The organism is Alteromonas macleodii, from assembly GCF_903772925.1.
In the GTDB taxonomy this organism is placed as follows: domain Bacteria; phylum Pseudomonadota; class Gammaproteobacteria; order Enterobacterales; family Alteromonadaceae; genus Alteromonas; species Alteromonas macleodii_A.
This window is the reverse complement of sequence record NZ_LR812090.1, coordinates 480397-502126: the sequence shown is the minus strand read 5'-3', so window position 1 is coordinate 502126 and position 21730 is coordinate 480397. Positions and strand designations below refer to the sequence as shown.

Here is a 21730-nt window from a genome sequence, read left to right as displayed (position 1 = left end):
GACAGCGGATGCGTATTCTAGCGATAAACGCGTGGGTGTCAACCTTTTAATCGCGTTGCTTCACCAACTAATTTCGGGAAGTACTCAAGTGGTAAATATTTGCTCAACGCCATGAGCTTTTCACCTAAATTTTCATAACTATTAGTGGTGACATTGATGTGTCCCATTTTGCGTTTTTCACGAACAGACTTTCCGTACCAGTGCAGGTGACTTCCATCAATGCTTAGCAGGTCTCGTGAAAAGCTGCTGCAACCAATGATGTTAACCATAGCACTAGGCCCTATGGCTGACGTATCGCCAAGAGGCAAACCGCAAACAGCACGCAAGTGATTCTCAAACTGACTGGTTACAGCGCCTGACTGGCTCCAATGCCCAGAGTTATGTACACGCGGAGCAAGTTCATTGACAAGCAGTTTATCGCCTACTTGGAATAGCTCCACTGCCAGCACGCCTATGTAGTCCATGCCTTCAGCTAGTTTCACGAAAATATCGTGAGCTTGAGCCTGAAGAGCATCATCCACACTAGTTGCAGGCGCGACCGACACATGAAGCTGACCTTGGTGATGCAGATTTTCAGCAAGTGGATAGGTTCTCACGTCGCCATTAGCGTTGCGTACACCAATTAATGATAGTTCTCTATCGAATGCCACCATTTTTTCTACCACTAATGGCACGTTTTCTAAGTCCAGGCCTTGTAGCGAGCGTTTTAGTGCTGGCAAATCCGCTTCATCACTTAAACGCCACTGTCCGTAACCGTCGTAGCCATCGCGACTCGCTTTAAGAATAAGTTTGCTACCAAGCTGTTTTACGCAATCATCTAATTGAGCAAGGTCGGTCACTATCTGGTGATCACAGTTTGCTACTTTCATGCTTTCAAGCAGCTTTTTCTCGCGTACGCGGTCGGCACCAACTAGAATACTGTCGATATTCGGCATCAACTTGTTTGTTTTAGCCGCTTCTTCAAGCAATCTTTCAGGTACATGCTCAAACTCTACTGTTAATGCATCGGCATCCTCTAGCGCTTGCGCTAGTGTTGTATCGAGTGGGGTTTTGCTAACTGGATGTACAACGGTATCGTTGTTTACGTCCACAGCTTGAACCTCAATACCTAACGGGCTTCCCGCTAAGTACATCATTTGAGCAAGTTGGCCTGCGCCGTAAACAACTACTCTCATTCATCTAGCTCCAATGTGTTGCTTGAAGCAAGTACTGTCTCAGTCTGAGATTTTCTAAAAGCGATAACGGCTTCACGCACACTCTCGTCTTGCAGCGCTACGACTTGCGCCGCCAGTAGACCAGCATTTGCTGCACCAGCTTCACCAATGGCTAGTGTGCCTACTGCTACGCCTTTCGGCATTTGAACGATAGAAAGCAATGAATCTAACCCGTTGAGCGCTTTTGATTTAACCGGGCAGCCAAACACAGGTAAATGCGTGTGTGCAGCAATCATTCCCGGCAAGTGTGCTGCACCGCCCGCGCCAGCAATTATTGCGCTAAAACCTTCATCGGCAGCGCTTTCTGCAAACTCTACTAGCAAGTTGGGTGTACGATGTGCCGACACCACCTTCGCTTCAAATTCAACACCAAACGACTTCAGCATTTTTGCGGCCTGCTGCATGGTAGGCCAGTCTGAAGTTGAACCCATTACAATCGCGACTTTTGCCATCTAGAGATCCTCGGAGTAGGTAAAATGGACAACCTTGGAAAGGCCGCGATTGTAGCTTAAAACCGTTCAAAATCCCACCGTAAATGGCGTGAAATATAGCGCTATAGATTACGAGCGTGTAAAAGCACTCTACCTTTAAGGGTGATCTATCTAAACTTAATAATCCGTATTAACTATAATTAATTTGTGTAGAAAAACTGCCTTATAACACGGATTAGCAACCGCGACTCTACAAGCTTTGCGGTGTTAGTAGTTAAATGGCGCAAGAGGTTATTGATGACAGATAAGCATGAACCCGACGTACTTGATGAAGTGATAGAAGAAGTACAGGACGTTGTCTCTGACTTCTTAAACCGCGAGGCGGCTCCCGGTATTTTGCTGATGGCCGCGACAATACTCGCACTCATTATTGCCAACTCCCCACTAGATACACTTTACGACCATTTAATCAGCATGCCAGTTCAAATATCCGCTGGTTCGTGGGCTATCGATAAACCTTTGCTGCTATGGATTAACGATGGCTTGATGGCAGTCTTTTTCTTTCACGTAGGCCTAGAGCTTAAACGCGAAGTGTGTGAAGGTGAGCTGGCAAACCCTAAAGATATTATTTTACCCGCTGCAGGTGCAGTGGGCGGCATGGCGTTGCCTGCATTGATTTATGTAGGCATAAACTGGGATAACCCTGTGGCGATTGCAGGGTGGGCGATTCCCGCTGCCACAGACATTGCCTTTGCGTTGGGTATTCTCGCGTTACTGGGTAGCCGAGTACCTACTAGCCTAAAAGTATTTTTGGTTACGTTAGCCATCATCGACGACATCGGCGCTATTGTAATTATTGCTTTGTTTTATACCGACAACATTACAGCTGGCGCGTTGTACGTTGCTGCTGGGTGCTTGTTACTGCTGTGGCAAATGAACAAGCGAAATGTAGTGGATATTCCAGCCTATGTTTTTGTAGGCATCATTTTATGGGTCGCTATGCTGAAATCGGGCGTACACGCGACGTTAGCCGGTGTGGTATTGGCTAGTTTTATTCCCATGCGGGATCAAAAAGACGCGTCATACTCTCCCGTAACACGACTTGAGCACGGCTTAAATGGTTCTGTAAGTTTTGCCATTTTGCCTCTGTTCGCGTTTGCTAATGCGGGCATTAGTTTTGGCAATATTAGCCCAGAAGGAATTTTCCACCCTGTAACCTTTGGTATTTTCCTTGGCTTGGTTGTGGGTAAACAGATTGGTGTATTTGGGTTTTGCTATTTAATGGTGAAGCTAAAACTAGCAAAGTTGCCTGACGATCTTAACTTCAAGCATATTTACGGTTGTGCACTACTGTGTGGCGTTGGTTTCACTATGAGCCTGTTCATAGGAGGACTTGCTTTTGAACAAACCGGGATTAATCAAATCTTTGATGAGCGGGTCGGAATTTTAGCGGGCTCTCTTGTGTCTGCGTGCTTGGGCTACATTGTATTGCGACTGGTAAGTGATGCCCCAAGTGATGACACTGACGTAGCTTCAAACGCTAGCAAGCTCACGGGCAATACAGTCAAATAGCACTTGCTTGCGTATAGGCTTACTTAAATGCGCATTCATGCCTGCTTCTAAGCAGGCATTTTTATCTTCAACAAATGCGTTGGCCGTTAACGCTATAATTTTAATCTTAGTTTTATTTCTACCTTCTTTGCGGATAAGTGTGGATGCAGCCAATCCATCCATTATGGGCATCTGACAGTCCATTAAAACCAGGTCGAAATCATGTTTTTTCTCTGCTTGTACGGTATCTCTGCCATTCTTAGTTCGAATACATTTGATGTTCGCTGATTTAAGCATATCCATCACGATATCAGCGTTTATATCGTTATCTTCTGCAAGAAGTACGCGAAGACCACTGGGGAGTGTTGCTGAGGTCTTAGGTTGCTCCTGCTTATCGCTATTACTCGTAGTGGCCGGAATATGGAAAGTAAAATTAGTCCCCTTGCCCAATTCACTTTCAACGTAGAGCTCGCCGCCGAGCAACTCAACTAGCCCTTTGGATATGGCCAAGCCTAGACCGGTTCCTCCGAAGTGGCGGGTGGTCGATGTGTCAGCTTGTTCAAACTTTTCAAAGATAAGATGTATTTTTTCCGGGGCGATACCAATGCCGCTATCCTGTATCGAAACTTTAAGCCCTTGGTGCGCGTAACTAACGTCAACCGAAACTTCACCTTCATTGGTAAATTTAATCGCGTTGCTAAGAAGGTTATTAATAACCTGAGCTACTTTTCCAGCATCAATGTTTAAAGCATTGGGTACATTGTCTCTAATATTAAGTGCAATGTCGTACCCCTTAACCTGCGCTGTATGGCGATAAAGTTCACAGGAAGCAATAAGCAACTCACGAATGTCACAGCGCTGGATATCACTGAGCATTTTTCCTGATTCAATTTTCGACCAATCCAAAATACTGTTCAAAATAATCAGTAAATTAGTAGCTGAACGAGAAATCGTTTTTGCTCTCACTGCGATATGCTCGGGGAGGTCATTGTCTAACATCAATTCGCAAGAGCCAACGATACCGTTCATCGGCGTTCTTATCTCGTGGCTCATATTGGCAAGAAATTGGGTTTTGGCAACGTTAGCAGCTTCAGCTTCTTTCAACGCTAGCGCTAAATGCTCAGTCTTTTCCTCTATACGTTTTTCTAAAGACTGGTTTAACTCATTAAGTTCTACGTTTAGCCCCTGCTCTATTTCTCGCGCTTTCTTAAGCTCATCAAAAGCACCTAACAAGCGGGTTTCTAAGCGCATAAACTCATCGCTTAGTGACGATAACTCTTGAATGTGGAGTGCTCTTTGCGGCGCTTTTTTTCCTTGTTGCTGTGTAGGTTCGAAGTCTGCTATGTAGCGAATAAGACGGCGAATGGGTGCTCCCACCATTTTCGCTACTACATAGCCTGTAAAGGTCCCGAATGCAGATAAAGCCAGTAATAAAAGCAAATCTTTGAGTAAATAACTACTCATTGATGCCATCAAAAGCCGTTTATCGAAATAATAGCTAACCTTCCAATTAGCAAAAGAAACATTATCAGTAAATCTAAGCCACGTCTTACCTTGAGGGCCATTATCAACTTCAATGGCACATTTAGGCTCGCATGAATAAAACGGTGCCTTAGTTAAGGGCTTTAACGCTAACGCCTCGGAGGCGTAAATTACCTCACCCTTTTGATCTTCGATTAACATCGAGAATCCACCGAGACTAAGTTTATCAATAGCATGAAAGCTCTTTAGTGATAATGACCCTTCTACAATACCTTTAGGCGACCCATTACTATCTAAAATAGGCGCAGATAGCGCGACAATGGGGTCGTTACCAAAGCCACGGCCTTGAAAAACGTTAGATAAGAATGGCGCCCCACTTTGCATTACCTCATAAAAATAAGGCCGATAAGACACATTGGGCCGCCCATTTCGCTTTGCTTTTTCCAACATGCTTGGTGGATAGGCATGCGTAATATCACCATCTTCATTGGCTACCAAAAAGGTTAAAAATTCAGGGTTATTAGAAGCCACAATTTGTAGATTTTTGGCTGCGGTGTTTTCGTTGTTTTTTTCCGAACCACTATTAGAAAGTACTTTTGCTGTGGCGGTAATAGCATTTTGATGATGACGTAAAAAATTTGAAAGCTGAAACTCCAGCACTTTAACGCGCTGGGTCATATAACTGTGAATTTGCCGTTCTTGTTGATGCTGAAACAAGCTTACTGACAGATATATCACCGCCATAGAAGCGACAAAGAAGCATCCAGAGAAAAAATACCCGAAGAGAAAGTGAAGCGTGACCCGCTCGGATTTGTACGAAGTTTGCCGCTTCAGACCATAAATGGCTAAGTATGCGAAATGGCCGATGATTAAGCCAAATACACCGCTGACCCAAGTAACTAAAACACCCGAGAACACCATGTTCACGTTGTCATCATCGAACAGAGAGTGTTCTAACAGCAAAATGGGTAAAAAGACGATAGACCAGAAACCTGCGCCTACTTTAATCACCTGCTTTAGCGATTTATCGTAGCCGAAAAAGCTAAGTACTATTGGCAAAAGAGTGAGACTTTCCTTGCCTACAATGCTGCCTTCGTTTAACCACAATGGAAGACTGGTTAGCAGTGCAATGGGAATTGAAATAAAAGGGGAAAAGCGAAGAGAGGCGTAAACTGCCGCTCCTATACCAAATGCGGCTATCCCAGTGCTGTCAAAAGGTGGAGAGAGGGCGTTTAAACTTGCACCAAGTACACATACAATTAATGCTTGGAAGGCCAGAGACCATGAAATGGAAAACGAATTACTACCAATTTTCAATACATGTCTCCAGCCGCCAGTGTTAGTGTTGCGCCATATAATCTAAAGTAAAGTTAGTAAGCAGCTTAACACCCAGCTTCATTCCCTCATCATCAACATAGAACTCTGGCGTGTGATGAGCGGGGCTGTCTTCTTCTGATACATCTAGCGGCTTACCGCCCACCCAAACGTATAAGCCTGGAACTTGCTCTTGGAAGAATGAAAAGTCTTCTGCCCCGGTTACCGGCTTGGAAAGCAATGTGTTTTCAATACCAGCGGTACGCTGCATGGTAGGTAGCATGGCTTTTGTAAGCTCTGGATCGTTATAGGTAATTGGGTAATAGTAATCTAGTGGTAACGTAAGTTCTGCCTCCGCCCCCATACTCTCTGCAATCGCTTTTACTTTGCGTGGAAGCGACTCGTAAATATGATCGCGAGCGGCTTCGTTAAGAGTACGGATAGTGCCTACCATCTCTACTTCATTTGGAATGATGTTAGAGCGGTTACCACCATGGATTGAGCCAATCGATACCACTGCCGCGTCGTCAATCAGTTTTAATTCACGACTTACAATGGTTTGAATAGACATTATCATTTGCGCAGCAGTAACTACTGGGTCTACGCTTTTCCACGGATAAGCGCCATGCGCTTGCTTACCGTGAATAACAATTTTGAACGGATCTACTGCGGCCATAGTGCCACCGGCGTTATAGCGCACTTTGCCCACATCGGTGTTGGCATTAATATGCAAACCGAAAATAGCATCAACATCAGGATTTTTTAATACGCCTTCTGCCACCATAACTTCAGCACCGCCTTTTTCTCCAGCGGGGGCGCCCTCTTCTGCAGGCTGAAAGATAAATTTCACTTTACCCTTTAATTCACCCTTTATTTCAGTAAGAATTTTTGCAGCACCCATGAGCATAGCCATATGCGTATCGTGACCACAGGCGTGCATCACTGGCACTTCTTTACCATTATATTCGCCTACTTGCGTAGAGCGATATGCTAGGTCGTTTTGCTCTTTGACCGGAAGCCCATCCATATCAGCTCGTAGGGCAACAACGGGGCCAGGCTTGCCAGAATCTAATATTGCTACCACCCCGGTTTTAGCTACACCGGTTTGAACTTGTAAGCCTAGGCTCTTAAGGTAATCAGCCACATACTCAGCGGTTTTGAACTCGCGGTTCGACAGTTCTGGAAACTCATGAAAATGATGGCGCCATTTAATAACGTCCGGCTCAACTTTGTTAGCCAGTTCATCAACGTTAATGGGGTTAGCGCTAGCTGTAAAAGAGGCTAGGCCAGCAAATACAAGTGACAGCAACTTCCGATTCATATCTCTTATTTCCTTTGATGTTTTTAGACAGAGTAAATCATCTTAAAGGAGAACACACCAATGCTTCTACAATTGCAGCATAGAATTAGCAGGCACTTGAAAATACCCCATTCGCCCAGCCGTGAATATTAGACGGAAGTATAAGGTAAGCCACTGAGTAATCTGGGAAACAAAAAAGGCGCCATGAGGCGCCTGATGTATATATCAACTTATTGCTAAGTCGCGATTAGCTCTTTTGTCTACGCATTGCGTCAAAGAACTCATCGTTAGTCTTAGTCATCGACAGCTTACTGATAAGGAAGTCCATGGCATCAATTTCAGACATTTCGTGAACAATTTTGCGAAGAATCCACATTTTCTGTAGTTCGTCTTGCGCAGTAAGTAGCTCTTCACGACGGGTACCTGAGCGGTTAAAGTCGATAGCTGGGAATACACGTTTTTCCGCAATCTTGCGGTTAAGGTGAAGTTCCATGTTACCTGTGCCTTTAAACTCTTCGTAGATAACTTCATCCATCTTAGAGCCGGTATCAATTAGCGCTGTTGCGATAATGGTTAAGCTTCCGCCTTCTTCAACGTTACGTGCAGCACCGAAGAAGCGCTTAGGCTTGTGTAGTGCGTTTGCGTCAACACCACCGGTAAGTACTTTACCTGATGAAGGAATTACCGTGTTGTATGCTCGCGCCAATCGAGTGATTGAGTCAAGCAAGATAACCACGTCTTTTTTATGCTCTACAAGACGCTTCGCTTTTTCAATTACCATTTCTGCCACTTGTACGTGACGGCTTGCTGGTTCATCGAAGGTCGATGCAACAACTTCACCCTGAACAAGGCGGTGCATCTCTGTAACTTCTTCTGGACGCTCATCGATAAGCAATACCATTAACTCACAATCTGGGTGATTAGCAGCAATTGACTGAGCAATGTTTTGAAGAAGAAGGGTTTTACCGGCTTTAGGTGGTGCTACGATAAGACCACGTTGACCTTTACCGATTGGCGATGCTAAATCTAGGACACGTGCCGTGATATCTTCCGTTGAACCGTTGCCGCGTTCCATACGCAAGCGGTCTGCTGCGTGAAGCGGTGTAAGGTTTTCAAAAAGAATTTTATTACGTGAGTTTTCAGGCTTGTCGAAGTTAACTTCGCGAATTTTTAACAGAGCGAAATATCGTTCACTGTCTTTCGGTGGACGAATTTTTCCAGCAATCGTATCACCTGTACGCAAATTGAAGCGTCGGATTTGGCTTGGCGATACATAGATATCGTCTGGCCCTGCAAGATACGAAGAGTCAGCTGAGCGTAAGAAGCCGAAACCGTCCTGTAAAATTTCTAGTACCCCATCACCAAAGATATCTTCACCGCTTTTTGCGTGTGTCTTTAGGATTGAGAAAATGATGTCTTGTTTTCTGGCGCGCGCCATGTTTTCCAGGCCCATTTCCTCGGCCAGGTTAACCAACTCGCTTATTGGTTTGTTCTTTAATTCAGTTAAATTCATACTGGTGGGTCTTTGTGCTTGAACTTCGCTTACAGGACTTAAAGTCACTCTGTTCTAGTTTAGATTTGATATCACCCGGATGTGGGCGTAAGCAGAATGCTGCTCGGATGAGCGCTGAGGAAAAGTTAGCACTATATTTAATCAACGTCCAGCGTTTTACCACCGAAATGTTAAATAAATTGATATGCCCTTTTCTAAAACAATTTGTAAGTACCTGTGATGCAAATAAAAACCGGTGCTTTATTCGCACCGGTTTTTTATTTTGTTTCAATTACAGATTTTCGTTTAGGAATTCTGTTAATTGAGCTTTTGATAGCGCGCCAACTTTAGTGGCAGCAACGTTACCGTTTTTGAAAAGTAGCAATGTAGGAATACCACGAATACCATATTTAGGTGGAGTTTCGTTATTTTCATCGACATTCAACTTGCCAACTGTTAACTTGCCTTCAAACTCGGTCGCAACTTCTTCTAAGATTGGTGCGATCATTTTACACGGGCCACACCATTCGGCCCAGAAGTCAACCAGTACAGGACCTTCAGCATTGATAACATCTGCTTCGAATTTATCGTCAGATAACTGGATAATTTTGTCGCTCATTCTTTTCTCCATTATTGGTCTGTCGCTGATTTGTCTCAGCCCGACCATAAGTGTTATATAGAAACTGTTTTTTAATGCAAGCACTGATAAGCTATAAGCTATGCCTACTCACTTAACTGATACTCATTTTTCCGACCTGCCGATTAACGGCAAGGTTGTTGACGCCTTAGCGGCAGCTAATTTTTCACATTGTACACCAATTCAAGCACTTGCACTGCCTCCATTATTGGAAGGTCACGACATTGCAGGTCAAGCTCAAACAGGAACCGGTAAAACCATTGCCTTTTTGGTGGCTACATTTCACTATTTGCTAAGCAAAGCAGAAAATGCAGATAACAGCAAATCAAATGGCCCTCGCGCAATTATTATGGCGCCGACCAGAGAACTCGCCGTTCAAATTTATAACGACGCCAAACTGCTTAGTGAGCATACCGGATTGTCGCTTGGTTTGATTTATGGGGGCGAAGGTTACCAAAGTCAACGTGAAACTTTGGAAGAAGGGGTGGATATTATAATTGGTACGACGGGACGCATTCTTGATTACTATAAACAGAATGTGTTTACTCTGAATAATATTCAGGTTGCCGTACTTGATGAAGCCGACCGAATGTTCGATTTAGGCTTTATTAAAGATATCCGCTTTTTATTCCGCCGTATGCCACCAGCAAGCGACCGCCTAAGCATGCTGTTTTCAGCTACGCTAAGCTATCGCGTACAAGAACTTGCCTATGAGCATATGAATAACCCGACTCATGTTCAGGTTGCCCCGGAACAAACCACGGCGACTCGCGTTTCACAAGAGCTATTTTACCCTTCTGACGATGACAAGATGTTGCTTCTTCTTACGTTACTTGAAGAAGAGTGGCCAGAAAAAGCGATTGTTTTTGCCAACACTAAAAATAGCTGTGAAAAAGTCACCGACTGGCTTACCGCTGATGGACATCGCGTAGGCTTACTAAGCGGTGATGTACCGCAGAAAAAGCGCCTAGGGATCTTAGAGGGCTTTACCAAGGGTAACCTTGATATCTTGGTAGCAACTGACGTTGCAGCGCGAGGCCTCCATATTGACGCGGTTACTCACGTATTTAACTATGACCTCCCTGACGATGCGGAAGACTATGTGCACCGAATAGGCCGTACTGGTCGCGCAGGTCAAAGCGGTGTCGCAATTAGTTTTGCATGTGAGAAATACGCACTAAACTTACCTGCTATCGAGCAATACATTCAAAAAGCAATTCCGGTTACCGATTACGACCGCAGTGCCCTGCTTGATGATGTAACGCCGCCCAAGCCACGTAGAAGACGCACGCCCAACAACCGCAACTCTTCACGCCGTGGTAACGGTAGAGGCCGTGGCAAGCCTCAAAACAGAAACAGCAGAGCGCAATAATAAGGCGTAAGGGTAGTTAATAAGAAACGAGATTTTATGCAGGCAGAACTTCAGCACGATGCACAAACCTACGGCGAGTATTATGCTGCCGTAGACTTAGGCTCTAACAGCTTTCATATGGTGATTGTTCACGTTGTTAACGGCAGTGTGCAAATAATAGGGAAAATTAAACAAAAAGTACGTTTAGCCGCTGGCTTAGACGATGACTTATCACTTGATGACGTGAGCATGGAGCGCGGCTGGCAATGTCTGCAAGTTTTCTCGGAACGTCTGCAAGATATCCCTTCATCTAATATCAAAATAGTCGCTACTGCTACCCTACGTCTTGCGACCAACGCCCATGTTTTCATCCGCAAAGCTGAAGAAATACTTAATCACAAGCTCAACGTGATAAGTGGCGAGGAAGAAGCGCGACAAATTTACCTAGGGGTAGCCTATACATCTGCAAACCAAGGTAACAGCCTAGTCATTGATATTGGTGGTGCCAGCACCGAAATTATTATCGGTAACGACATGCAGCCTATCCACTTGAAGAGTTTGGATATGGGCTGTGTGACTTTTATGGAGCGTTATTTCACAGGCGGTACCATAACCGAAGAGAACTTTATTAATGCCAAAAAAGCGGCCCATGCATTGATTGATGATGTATCAAGCGCTTTTTTGTGTTTCGACTGGGAAAATTGCTTAGGTGCGTCGGGGACGCCGCAAGCGATTACCGAAATTTTGGTAGCGCAGGGTATCAGCGATGCCATTCGTTTAGATTATCTGTATCACTTGGAAAAGCAGTGCATCGAATGCGGCAGTATTAAAAGCCTTGATATCGACGGATTAGAAGATAATAGAAAAGCTATTTTCCCTTCTGGGTTGGCGATTCTTATCAGCTTGTTTGAAGCGCTGAATATCAAACATATGAATATATCTGGCGGGGCATTGCGCGAAGGGCTTATCTACGGGATGTTAGATAACGTTACTGAAAACGATAGACGCCAACAAACGCTCAACCAAGCAAAGCAGCGTTATCACGTTGATAAAAACCACGCTAATTCTGTTCGCCACGTGGCGCTAGCTTTATGCCACCAGCTTTGTGCTCAACAAAATATTTGCCATCTAGATACGGAAACTATTTTAGGGGCCGCTGCACAGTTGCATGAAATTGGTCTTCATATTGAATATAAACGCCATCATGAACACGGTGAATATATTCTGAGTCATATCGATTTACCGGGGTTTACTCGCTTGCAGCGATCAGCAATTCGCGACCTTGTTGCGCAGCATCGTTTAACGATTAATGCCGAAATTTTTGATAAGTACCACGAAGACTATCGCCCTATGCTAAAAGGCATGCTTCGAGTATTGCGCATAGCGGTAGTCTTATGCCTGCGCCGCCAAAACAAACATATTCCAGAAGTTTCGCTACAATGTGATAACAGTAAGTGGACACTTACTTTCCCTGAAGGCTGGTTAAAGTCTCACCCTTTAATTAATGCTGAGTTAGCTAACGAGTGCTGGCTACAGCACAAAGCTGGGTGCGAGCTTGTATGTAAGTAAATACTTACATCTTTATTCTATAATTAAAAAAGCCGTGCTAAGCACGGCTTTTCTTTGGCACACGCAATTCAATGCCATTTAATTTTAATGTCTATTTACCATTTTGCTTTGCTAGCAACTCTGCTGCTTTAGGTGCAAAATAGGTTAAAATACCATCTGCTCCAGCGCGTTTAAATGCAAGTAAAGACTCTAAAATTACTGCTTCTTCGTTTAGCCAACCGTTAGCAAAGGCAGCTTGATGCATGGCGTATTCGCCACTTACTTGGTAGGCAAACGTCGGCACTTTAAATTCGTCTTTGCAGCGTCGTACAACATCTAAATAAGGCATGCCGGGCTTCACCATTACCATGTCTGCGCCCTCTTCTATATCAAGAGCAATTTCATGAAGCGCCTCATCGGTATTTGCAGGGTCCATCTGATAGGTTTTCTTATTGCCGCCCTTGATGTTTGCGGCAGAGCCGACGGCATCACGGAATGGACCATAGTAAGCCGATGCGTATTTAGCCGAGTAAGCCATAATACATGTGTTGATATGGCCTGCCTCTTCAAGTGCCTTACGAATGCTGCCAATGCGGCCATCCATCATGTCAGAAGGTGCCACAATGTCAGCACCAGCATCGGCATGTGACAAAGCTTGTTTGATGAGAACCTCAACGGTTTCGTCGTTCATCACATAACCCGTTTCATCTAGAAGGCCATCTTGTCCATGAGACGTGAAAGGGTCTAATGCAATATCAGACATCAGCATGACTTCAGGGAACGCCTTTTTAAGCGCCCTCATAGCTTGTTGAGCAAGGCCATCAGGATTAAATGCCTCACTGGCACATTCGGTTTTAAGGGACATAGGTGTTACAGGGAAAAGTGCAATAGTTCTAATACCCAATGTTACCCAATTTGCGGCTTCTTGAACCAGCAAATCAATAGAAAGTCTTTCAACACCAGGCATAGAGGGTACGGCTTCCCTTGCGTTATCACCAGGCAACACAAAAACGGGGTAGATTAAATCATCCGTAGTTAGCCTGTGCTCTGCCACAAGCCCTCTTAACGCATCTTTGGCACGTAGTCTACGCATACGACGGAGAGGGAAAGGTGAAGACGTCATAGTTTTTCCTGTAAATGTTTGTGTATTACTGTGTTTCGCCCTGAAGCTTTCGCTTCGTACAGGCAGTCATCAGCATATTTAAATAAACTTTGCGCGTGCTCTTCATCCGCGATTATGGTTGTAGAAACACCTGCGCTGGCGGTTAGCTTAATCATTTGTCCCTCGTATTCAAGTGGACTGTTTTCTAAGCTATGTCGAATATTCTCAGCAACGTGGTATGCGCCGCTCAAATCGGTATTAGGCAATATAATGGCGAACTCTTCACCACCTATGCGACACAAATCATCTGTTGGGCGATGGATGAGTTTTTGAAAGACATTTGTGACGTGAATTAAACACGCATCTCCGCCGTCGTGTCCGTATTCGTCGTTAATTTTTTTAAAGTGATCCACGTCAACAATGATCAGTGATAAAGGCGTTTGCTCGCGACGGCTGCGCCTTCCCTCCGACCGCAATCGCTTATCAAAGTGGCGGCGGTTATGGGCCCCTGTAAGCGGGTCTATTGCGTTAAGTCGTTCTAGCTCTTGATTCACATCGGAAAGCTCACGCAGTGTTATTTCTAACTCGAGCGTTCGCTCCTGAACTTTATATTCAAGATCGTCTTGGTAGCGCTTTTGCACCTCCAACAGATTTTCCTTAGCGGTATTCGCCTGTTTTTCTTGTTCAAGGGCAAACTGCTGTGCATCTATCAAGTCGTCACGACTGTGGCTGTAATTAATCGCCAGAATAAGCGCTAATATTAAGGTTTCAACGGTTCCACCTATAACTAATAAGTCATTAGACGAAATAGGTAGCTGAATAATATTCACATTATCTAAACTTGCACACAGCCCGCTAATTAATAGAAAGCCCCAAGCAATTGTAAAATAGCGCGCTACGGCTTCTCGCTTAAGCGACAGCCACACCCCCAGAGCTAGGATAAAAATGACAACAAGGCTTAATACTAAAAGAAACGCTTTTATCATTAGCCAATAAGGCAGAACAAGACCTGCAACAATGCTCAAGCCGCAAACCCAACCAATAGCTTTGGTCACGCTATCGAGTTTGTTACTGTAATTTTTAATGGGCAGAAGACTACGAGTAAATAGCGCCGCAAACATTATAGTAGCGTTTGCAAATACGATAATTGCTTTGCTCTGAAACCAAATATTTGTGGGCCAAATATAAGAAAAGCCATAACCATGAAGCGTCATTAAAATAAACGCTAGATTGATTACATAACCCGAATAAAACAGAAACGACACGTTTTTTGTCGTGACAGTTAAAAACGCGTTACTCACGCCCATTGCTAGCAAAACGCCAAAAAAGATGCCTAATACCAAGTTTCTTGTTGATGTGTATTCTATAAACTCTGTCTCTTCCCAAATACGAATGGGAAGGCGAACGCTGCCCGATGTTTGCAGTTTAATAATGATGCGCTGAGACTGCCGACTGTCAGGTAAGGGGAACAAGGGTTTGACGTGCGCAATGGGTCTATCATCAAAGCTTTGTCCATCGCCGCTAGAGTAAGTCACAATGGGTCTAGTGCCTACTTGGCTATATACCGCTACATCCAGATTATCTAAAAGCGGATAGTCAATATGTAAGAGAAACCGGCTTTGGCTGCTTTTCGTTGGCTCAACTACCATTGAAAACCAGTGCACATCGGTGTTCATCCCTAAATTCACTGGAGACGAGACTTGCGTCCATTCGCTTGTTGGTGTTTGAACAACACTATTGAAATCAAGCGTCGTCCCTTGAGTTTCTTTTAGATAGGTTAACTGTGAAAACCGAGGGGACAGGCTTGAGGCTGGTGAAAGGTTAAGCAGAACTATGGCAAATGCTACGACGGCAAGGGCAGTGATAAGAATGAGACCCGCATCATACTTGCGCATCGCTTTTAGATTTGTCTGCATATAAACCTATGTTTAGCTGAGAGAAAACAACTCACAGCTATTAGCATAACTGCTAATACGCAATTTATCAGTGTCAAGTTGCAGATATTCGCCTAATTGCTGAGCGATATGGGGTAAAAAAGCAGGTTCATTATTGCGTTTACGCGGGCGAAGTGTTTTTGGAAATAAATATGGGGCATCAGTTTCAAGGATAAGCTTGTTCAGCGGTATATGGTTTACAGCATCACGTAAGTCAGCGCCGCGCTTATCATCACATACCCACCCTGTGATACCGATATAAAGACCTAATGACACATACGCTTTTACCTGTTCAGCCGTACCAGTAAAGCAGTGGGCAATTCCCCCTTTCAATTTCGGCATATACTGGGTCAACAAGCCAATTTGCTCGTCAAAGGCGTCTCTTTCATGTAAGTACACGGGTAAGTTTAATGACGTAGCTAATTTTAACTGCGCTTCAAAAACCGTTAACTGTACATCTTGAGGTGAAAAATTACGGTTAAAGTCTAACCCGCACTCACCTATAGCCACACACCCTTTATGTTGAGCAAGCTCACGTAGACGGTCATAGTCGCTTTCAGTGATATCTTTCGCGTTATGAGGGTGTACACCAATGGTAAAACAGCACTGATCAGGGTACTTTTTATAAAGCGCTACCGCGGCATCCCACTCATTGGGATGAGTGGTAATGACACACAGTTTATCAACATCGGCGTCTTGCGCACGTTGTATGACTTCTTCGGCGTCAAAACGCTTGTCAAGCAGATTGACGCCTGCGTCGAACCAAGGCATTTACTTAACGCGCTTCACTTTCATGCGTTTGTTAACACCTTCTACGCTTAAAAAGAATGACCCTAGCAGGCCTCTTTCAATTGATACTTGCTGACCTTCTTCTATCTTCAAGTAAGCACTATCGCTTTGCTGCCACACTGAGCCATCGCTGAACGTAATAATCTTTTTGCCTCGAAGAGAGTCTTTAAACGATGCGATAGTGAGTGAAATTTCTGAGGCTTCGGCAGTTAAATCCCGTCTATGCTCTAGACCAAAATCATTCTCAGGCTTTTGTACGGTAGTAGGTTCGCTGACAGCAGGACGTTTATTCGGCTCAGCCTGTAATCTTGGTTTAGCAACTGGCTGCGACTTATACGCTTGCAGTTGGCTGACAGCTGCATCTGTGCCACCATATTGATTCAGCGATTTAGCAATATTGTCGTAACAAATGAGACGCTTTAAGCTATTGTCTGTGTTGCGGCACTTTTCCATAGCATCAGCTACAGTTTCAGCGTGAACGTTAAGCGCCCCAAAAGCACACAATAATGTGGCAATAGATATCAGTCGAGTTTTCATTCTTATTCCTTGCTCTTTATAACTTTTATGTATTGTCAGTAACTTCTTCTGACTCTTCTTCTTTTGGCTTTTTACCCGCATAAAAGCCACCTACAATAACGCCGACTTCAAATAGCAACCACATTGGTATCGCTAACAGAGTCTGAGAGATAATATCTGGTGGCGTCAGTAGCATGCCAACTACAAAAGCACCTACAACCACATACGGACGTTTAGCTCTTAGCGACTTGGCATCAGTGACGCCAGTCCAACACATCAGAATAATGGCTATGGGTATCTCGAATGAGACCCCAAATGCGAAGAACAGTTTCAATACGAAATTTAAGTAGCTAGATATATCGGTACTTACCGTTACTCCTTCGGGCGCCACGCTGGTAAAAAATGCGAACGCAATAGGAAATACGACAAAGTAGGCAAAGGCCATACCGGCATAAAATAGTAAGGTACTTGATAAAAGCAGAGGCGCAACAAGGCGTTTTTCATTTCGGTATAAGCCCGGCGCAACAAAGCCCCACACTTGATAAAGCACATAGGGGATAGCTATGAAAAACGACAGCACCAAAGTAAGTTTAAAAGGCGCGAAAAAGGGCGATGCCACATCGGTTGCAATCATACTTGAGTTTTCAGGTAGCGTTGCAAGTAAAGGCATTGCTAACAGCTGGTAAAGGTCTTGAGCGAAAGCGGCAAGACACACAAATACAATTAGCACGCTCAAAAGCGCTTTGAGAATACGGCTGCGTAATTCAATTAAATGAGAAATGAGATTGTTAGCGTCAGACATTTATTGCTTTTTATATGGTTCTTGAACCGACTCGGCGGCTTTTTTTAGCTCATCGACACTTTGTTCAAGTTCAGGTGAAAGATCTTTAAGGCCTTGCTGCTCTGCTTTTTTCAAGTTTTCATGCAATTCATGCACACGCAGCTGATGCTCAACTTCTTGCTTAAAGCCCGTTGCTACATTACGTACGCTGCGAATTGTATTTATAGTAGAGCGCATGGCACCTGGCAGTCGTTCGGGCCCTAAAATAAGGAGTGCCAAAACGCCTACTACCAATAGCTCCCAAAAGCCGATATCAAACATCAGGATTTTTCTTTAACGTCGCTCTGTGTTTTTGTCGAAACAGGCTCAGCCGCTGACTTTTCTTCAACTTGCTTCTTTTGTTCAAAGTCGGCGTCTTTGTCTTCTTCGCTCACTGCTTTTTTGAAGCCTTTAATTGCGCCGCCTAAGTCAGTGCCGATACCTTTAAGTCGTTTTGTACCAAACAATAGCACTACGATAACCAGTACGATCAGCAACTGCCAAATACTAATACCACCCATAAAAATAATCTCCATTACATCGTTGTACACAGTATGCCATTGCCCGCCAATGCTTTCACCTGAATATTTACTCGAATGAATAAAGATTGACGTTTTAACAGCGACAATACATTCTCTGTATATCTTAAAAGCGAATAGTAAATACATTCAACTATTCTAATTTTTACAAGGAGTTAGTGAGCAATGCTGTGTCTTACCGTTGTCTATTGCCAATTATTGCTCTCTGCCCCCTCTACGTCGAATAATCCCCCGCACACGTTGAATTACCCCGTAAACACGACCAGTAGAAGTGCTGCTTACCAAGACGTCATTAAACCTTCGCATGTCCTCACTACAAATTCTGTCACGTCGAAGGATGACATAACGTTTGCCTCACAGGCGCAAGACAATGAGCAGTGGTTTGATATTTGGCAGCGCAGTTTTACTGACACTATGGACTTTACGGTAAAGCAGCTCGATGGTTTGTTTGTAAGCGATAGCCTTCCAATCACTTCAGGACGTAAAGAAGCAAGAGCGGAAGGCCGTATTCAACTCTCATGGGAGCCAAGAAGCAGTATGCTTACAGATACTGACTTACGCTTTCGTATTCGCGTTCGTTTGCCTGCTTTAAAAGAGCGCGTTGATTTACTATTAAGTGACAATGAAGACGAAACGCAGAACAATACAATACGGGCAGCAAGAGATACCGGAAATAACGACCGCGATAGGACGACTATTGCACTAAGGTTTCGTCCAGAGCAGGATTCACATTATTCGTATAGAGTCGGCGCAGGACGACGCGACCAACTCTATGCCATGACGCGATACAAAGACGCCTTCGCCTTTTCCCAACAGTGGGCCATGCTATATGACGCAGAGCTTTATTATTATACCCGTGATCGATTAGGTGCTGAACTTGGCTGGGCATTTCAATACGAGATGAGCAAAAAACACCTCATTCGCCAAAATAACCGTTTTTATTTTCGAGACGATACGAATGACTGGTTGTGGCGCCACGAAGTACATCATTTGTTTTCAGTGGATCAACACAACGCTGTTATACCCCATTTAATGGTAGAGGGGTTGAGCCAACCTAACTATCGCGTAGAAGAAATTTACGGCGGGTTTAGATGGCGTAACAACATGCTGCGCGATTGGCTTTTCTTTGAAGTAGAGCCTTTTGTATTATGGCTGCGTGATGAGGACTTCAAAACCTCGTATGGCTTAGCTTTGCGCGTTGAAGCCTATTATGGGCGCGATACTTAGGGACATTCCCTAAAATGAAAAAAGGCTGTCTAATGACAGCCTTTTGAAAAAACGCTTTGCGCGAAAATTCAGAGCATCATTTAAGGACGAAGCGCCCTATCACCTCTAGCTAGGCCACAAACACCAGTGCGTGATGACTCGATAATTTCAGCGCATTGCCCCATAGTTGCTGCAAACGCATCTAACTTATCTGTAGTACCAGTAATTTCAATGGTGTAGTTGTTTACGTTCACATCTACAATACGCGCACGGAAAATATCAGAATTCCGCTTCACTTCAGCGCGTACCGACTCTGTGCGGGTAGCGACTTTAATCAGCATAAGCTCACGCTCAATATGCGTACCTTCAGTAAGATCCACGACCTTTAGCACATCAATAAGCTTGTTTACCTGCTTAGTGATCTGCTCGATAACCTTGTCGTCGCCGTGAGTAATGATGGTCAAACGTGAAAGGCTTTCGTCGTCAGTCGGTGCCACACATAGTGAGTCAACGTTATAACCACGTTGTGAGAATACACCAACGATACGAGATAGTGCGCCAGGGGCGTTTTCCATTAATACAGAGATAATACGTTTCATCAGGTTCGCTCCGTCTTGCTTAAGCGCATGTCATCCATTGCGCCAAACTTAATTTGCATTGGATATACGTGTTCGTTTTGGTCTACTGCTATGTCCATAAACACTAAGCGATCTGTGTAGCTGAAACATTTCTCCATTGCTGCATCTAGCTCTTCGAGCTTGTCTACTTTAATGCCTACGTGCCCGTAAGCTTCTGCTAACTTCACAAAGTCAGGCATTGAATCCATATACGAGTGTGAGTGACGCCCTTTATAGATCATATCCTGCCATTGACGAACCATACCAAGAGCACGGTTATTCAGTGAGATAATCTTGATAGGCAAGTTGTACTGCAAACAAGTAGACAGCTCTTGAATATTCATTTGAATACTGCCATCACCTGTTACTACCACAGAGGTTGAGCCTGGGTGGGCAAACTGCACGCCCATCGCCGCAGGTAAACCAAAGCCCATAGTGCCAAGGCCACCTGAGTTAATCCATTGACGCGGTTTATCATAAGGGTAATAAAGCGCAGCAAACATTTGGTGCTGACCTACATCAGAGCTGACATAGGCTTTACCATCGGTATGCTTATACAAGGCTTCAATAACGCGCTGTGGCTTAATAGTTTCTTCGCCTTGTGCGTAGTTCAAGCACTCACGAGAACGCCATGTTTCTATCTGCTGCCACCAATCGGCGAGCTTTTCACTTTGACCTGATAAATCTTTCTTATTTACCTGGCTTAAAATTTGATCAAGTACTTTATCTACCGAACCTACTACAGGAATATGCGCATTTACGGTCTTAGAAATTGATGCAGGGTCAATATCAACGTGGATAATGTCTGCATGAGGGCAGAATTTATCAACGTTGTTGGTAACACGGTCATCAAAACGTGCACCTAGCGCAATGATACAGTCGGCATTGTGCATGGTTTTGTTCGCTTCAAGTGTACCATGCATACCAAGCATACCAATGAATTGCTTGTGTGTTCCCGGCATAGCGCCAAGACCCATCAGCGTACAAGTTACCGGAGCATTTAGCTTTTCAGCTAACTCAATAACTTTTTCTGACGCGTCGCAAGCTACTGCACCACCACCTACATATAATACTGGACGTTCTGCTTTAAGTAGCGACTCAACCGCTTTCTTAACCTGCTTAGGGTGGCCCTTTTCGGTAGGATTATAAGAACGCATGGTAACGTCAGTTGGATACACATAAGGGTGCTCTTCCGCTACGTTAACAATATCTTTTGGCAAATCTACAACCACCGGACCAGGACGGCCAGTGTTAGCAATATAATAGGCTTTAGCAATCGCTTCTGGAATATCAACCGCGCGCTTAACCAAGAAGCTGTGCTTAACGATAGGACGCGAGCACCCTACCATGTCAGTTTCTTGGAATGCGTCTTCACCAATGTGCTTCGACGGCACCTGTCCCGATAAGATTACCATCGGGATAGAGTCCATGTACGCAGTAGCAATACCTGTAATAGTATTCGTTGCGCCTGGACCTGATGTGACGAGCACTGTGCCGGTTTTGCCAGTTGAACGTGCATAACCATCCGCCATGTGGGCGGCTGCCTGTTCATGACGTACGAGGACGTGTTTGACATCATCTTGCGCAAATAACGCATCATAAATGTCTAGTACGGCACCACCTGGGTAACCGAACACGTGTGTCACTCCTACATCTTTTAGCGCTTCAACCACCATGGCTGCGCCCGACATCATTTTCACAGTGCTTTCTCCTGTAATGGGTTGGGGGGTTTGTCAGCGTACGTTGACGATGCCCCGACTATATCTAAGGTAATAGGAAGATAAAACACCAAATTGCGTAAAAGTGAGATATATATCCCAATATTCGTAATAATTAGGATAAATATTTCGCCGCTAGTATTAAATTGACGAAAAATAGGATAATTAT

The 21730-nt window shown here is 44.4% G+C and carries 19 protein-coding genes; 4 read left to right on the top strand and 15 right to left on the bottom strand.

Annotated features, from left to right (window positions below):
* Positions 1 to 38: 38 nt before the first annotated feature.
* Together PCAR9_RS02185 and purE are read right to left on the bottom strand one after the other, a co-directional pair.
* The gene (locus PCAR9_RS02185) at positions 39 to 1175 is read right to left on the bottom strand and encodes a 5-(carboxyamino)imidazole ribonucleotide synthase (protein ID WP_179982217.1); all 1137 of its coding nucleotides are present in this window, start codon (positions 1173 to 1175) and stop codon (positions 39 to 41) included.
* Positions 1172 to 1666: a 5-(carboxyamino)imidazole ribonucleotide mutase gene (purE, locus tag PCAR9_RS02180; RefSeq protein WP_179982216.1), complete on the bottom strand. Its 495-nt coding sequence runs from the start codon at positions 1664 to 1666 to the stop codon at positions 1172 to 1174. Before purE ends, PCAR9_RS02185 begins: the two co-directional genes overlap by 4 nt.
* 276 nt (positions 1667 to 1942) lie before the next feature.
* Here purE and nhaA point away from each other — a divergent pair, with 276 nt between their 5' ends.
* Entirely contained in the window at positions 1943 to 3217 is a 1275-nt protein-coding gene (gene nhaA / locus PCAR9_RS02175; protein WP_179982215.1) for a Na+/H+ antiporter NhaA, read from the top strand.
* On the opposite strand, the gene PCAR9_RS02170 is transcribed toward nhaA, so the two are convergent.
* From PCAR9_RS02170 to trxA, 4 genes are all read right to left on the bottom strand, one after another.
* A complete protein-coding gene (locus tag PCAR9_RS02170; RefSeq protein WP_179982214.1) occupies positions 3179 to 5995 on the bottom strand; it encodes an ATP-binding protein in 2817 nt (938 codons plus the stop codon). The genes nhaA and PCAR9_RS02170 overlap by 39 nt on opposite strands.
* Positions 5996 to 6017: 22 nt before the next feature.
* Positions 6018 to 7313 (bottom strand): amidohydrolase, encoded by a 1296-nt coding sequence (locus PCAR9_RS02165; RefSeq protein ID WP_179982213.1) that lies wholly within the window; start codon positions 7311 to 7313, stop codon positions 6018 to 6020.
* A 226-nt stretch (positions 7314 to 7539) separates the two neighbouring features.
* A complete protein-coding gene (gene rho, locus PCAR9_RS02160) occupies positions 7540 to 8805 on the bottom strand; it encodes a transcription termination factor Rho (RefSeq protein WP_014948094.1) in 1266 nt (421 codons plus the stop codon).
* Between the two features lie 271 nt (positions 8806 to 9076).
* Positions 9077 to 9403 carry a thioredoxin TrxA gene (gene trxA / locus PCAR9_RS02155; RefSeq protein ID WP_118490421.1) on the bottom strand — a complete coding sequence of 109 codons (327 nt, stop codon included), beginning with the start codon at positions 9401 to 9403 and terminating at the stop codon, positions 9077 to 9079.
* A 100-nt stretch (positions 9404 to 9503) separates the two neighbouring features.
* On the opposite strand from trxA, the gene rhlB reads away from it, so the two are divergent.
* Positions 9504 to 10793, top strand: coding sequence for an ATP-dependent RNA helicase RhlB (gene rhlB / locus PCAR9_RS02150; protein ID WP_179982212.1), 1290 nt, complete (start codon positions 9504 to 9506; stop codon positions 10791 to 10793).
* Positions 10794 to 10829: 36 nt separating this feature from the next.
* Entirely contained in the window at positions 10830 to 12341 is a 1512-nt protein-coding gene (locus tag PCAR9_RS02145; protein ID WP_179982211.1) for a Ppx/GppA phosphatase family protein, read from the top strand.
* A gap of 91 nt (positions 12342 to 12432) precedes the next feature.
* Here the strand turns inward: PCAR9_RS02145 and hemB are convergent, their stop codons facing one another.
* From hemB to tatA, 7 genes are read right to left on the bottom strand one after another with little or no spacing between them, the layout of a single operon-like run.
* A complete protein-coding gene (hemB, locus tag PCAR9_RS02140) occupies positions 12433 to 13443 on the bottom strand; it encodes a porphobilinogen synthase (RefSeq protein WP_179982210.1) in 1011 nt (336 codons plus the stop codon).
* Positions 13440 to 15338, bottom strand: a complete 1899-nt coding sequence (locus tag PCAR9_RS02135) for a sensor domain-containing diguanylate cyclase (protein WP_179982209.1) — start codon at positions 15336 to 15338, stop codon at positions 13440 to 13442. Before PCAR9_RS02135 ends, hemB begins: the two co-directional genes overlap by 4 nt.
* Positions 15339 to 15350: 12 nt before the next feature.
* A complete protein-coding gene (locus PCAR9_RS02130) occupies positions 15351 to 16127 on the bottom strand; it encodes a TatD family hydrolase (RefSeq protein ID WP_179982208.1) in 777 nt (258 codons plus the stop codon).
* Entirely contained in the window at positions 16128 to 16682 is a 555-nt protein-coding gene (locus PCAR9_RS02125; RefSeq protein ID WP_179982207.1) for a hypothetical protein, read from the bottom strand.
* A 25-nt stretch (positions 16683 to 16707) separates the two neighbouring features.
* A complete protein-coding gene (tatC, locus tag PCAR9_RS02120; RefSeq protein ID WP_179982206.1) occupies positions 16708 to 17463 on the bottom strand; it encodes a twin-arginine translocase subunit TatC in 756 nt (251 codons plus the stop codon).
* Positions 17464 to 17763 carry a Sec-independent protein translocase protein TatB gene (gene tatB, locus PCAR9_RS02115; protein WP_012517066.1) on the bottom strand — a complete coding sequence of 100 codons (300 nt, stop codon included), beginning with the start codon at positions 17761 to 17763 and terminating at the stop codon, positions 17464 to 17466.
* A complete protein-coding gene (gene tatA / locus PCAR9_RS02110; RefSeq protein WP_232091269.1) occupies positions 17763 to 18008 on the bottom strand; it encodes a Sec-independent protein translocase subunit TatA in 246 nt (81 codons plus the stop codon). The genes tatB and tatA overlap by 1 nt, the downstream gene beginning before the upstream one ends.
* A gap of 177 nt (positions 18009 to 18185) precedes the next feature.
* Here tatA and PCAR9_RS02105 point away from each other — a divergent pair, with 177 nt between their 5' ends.
* On the top strand, positions 18186 to 19247 hold the full coding sequence (locus PCAR9_RS02105; protein WP_179982205.1) for a hypothetical protein: 1062 nt from the start codon (positions 18186 to 18188) through the stop codon (positions 19245 to 19247).
* A gap of 80 nt (positions 19248 to 19327) precedes the next feature.
* Here PCAR9_RS02105 and ilvN read toward each other — a convergent pair whose 3' ends face one another.
* The gene (ilvN, locus tag PCAR9_RS02100; protein ID WP_179982204.1) at positions 19328 to 19825 is read right to left on the bottom strand and encodes an acetolactate synthase small subunit; all 498 of its coding nucleotides are present in this window, start codon (positions 19823 to 19825) and stop codon (positions 19328 to 19330) included.
* Positions 19825 to 21543: an acetolactate synthase 3 large subunit gene (locus tag PCAR9_RS02095; protein WP_179982203.1), complete on the bottom strand. Its 1719-nt coding sequence runs from the start codon at positions 21541 to 21543 to the stop codon at positions 19825 to 19827. Before PCAR9_RS02095 ends, ilvN begins: the two co-directional genes overlap by 1 nt.
* Positions 21544 to 21730: the final 187 nt, after the last annotated feature.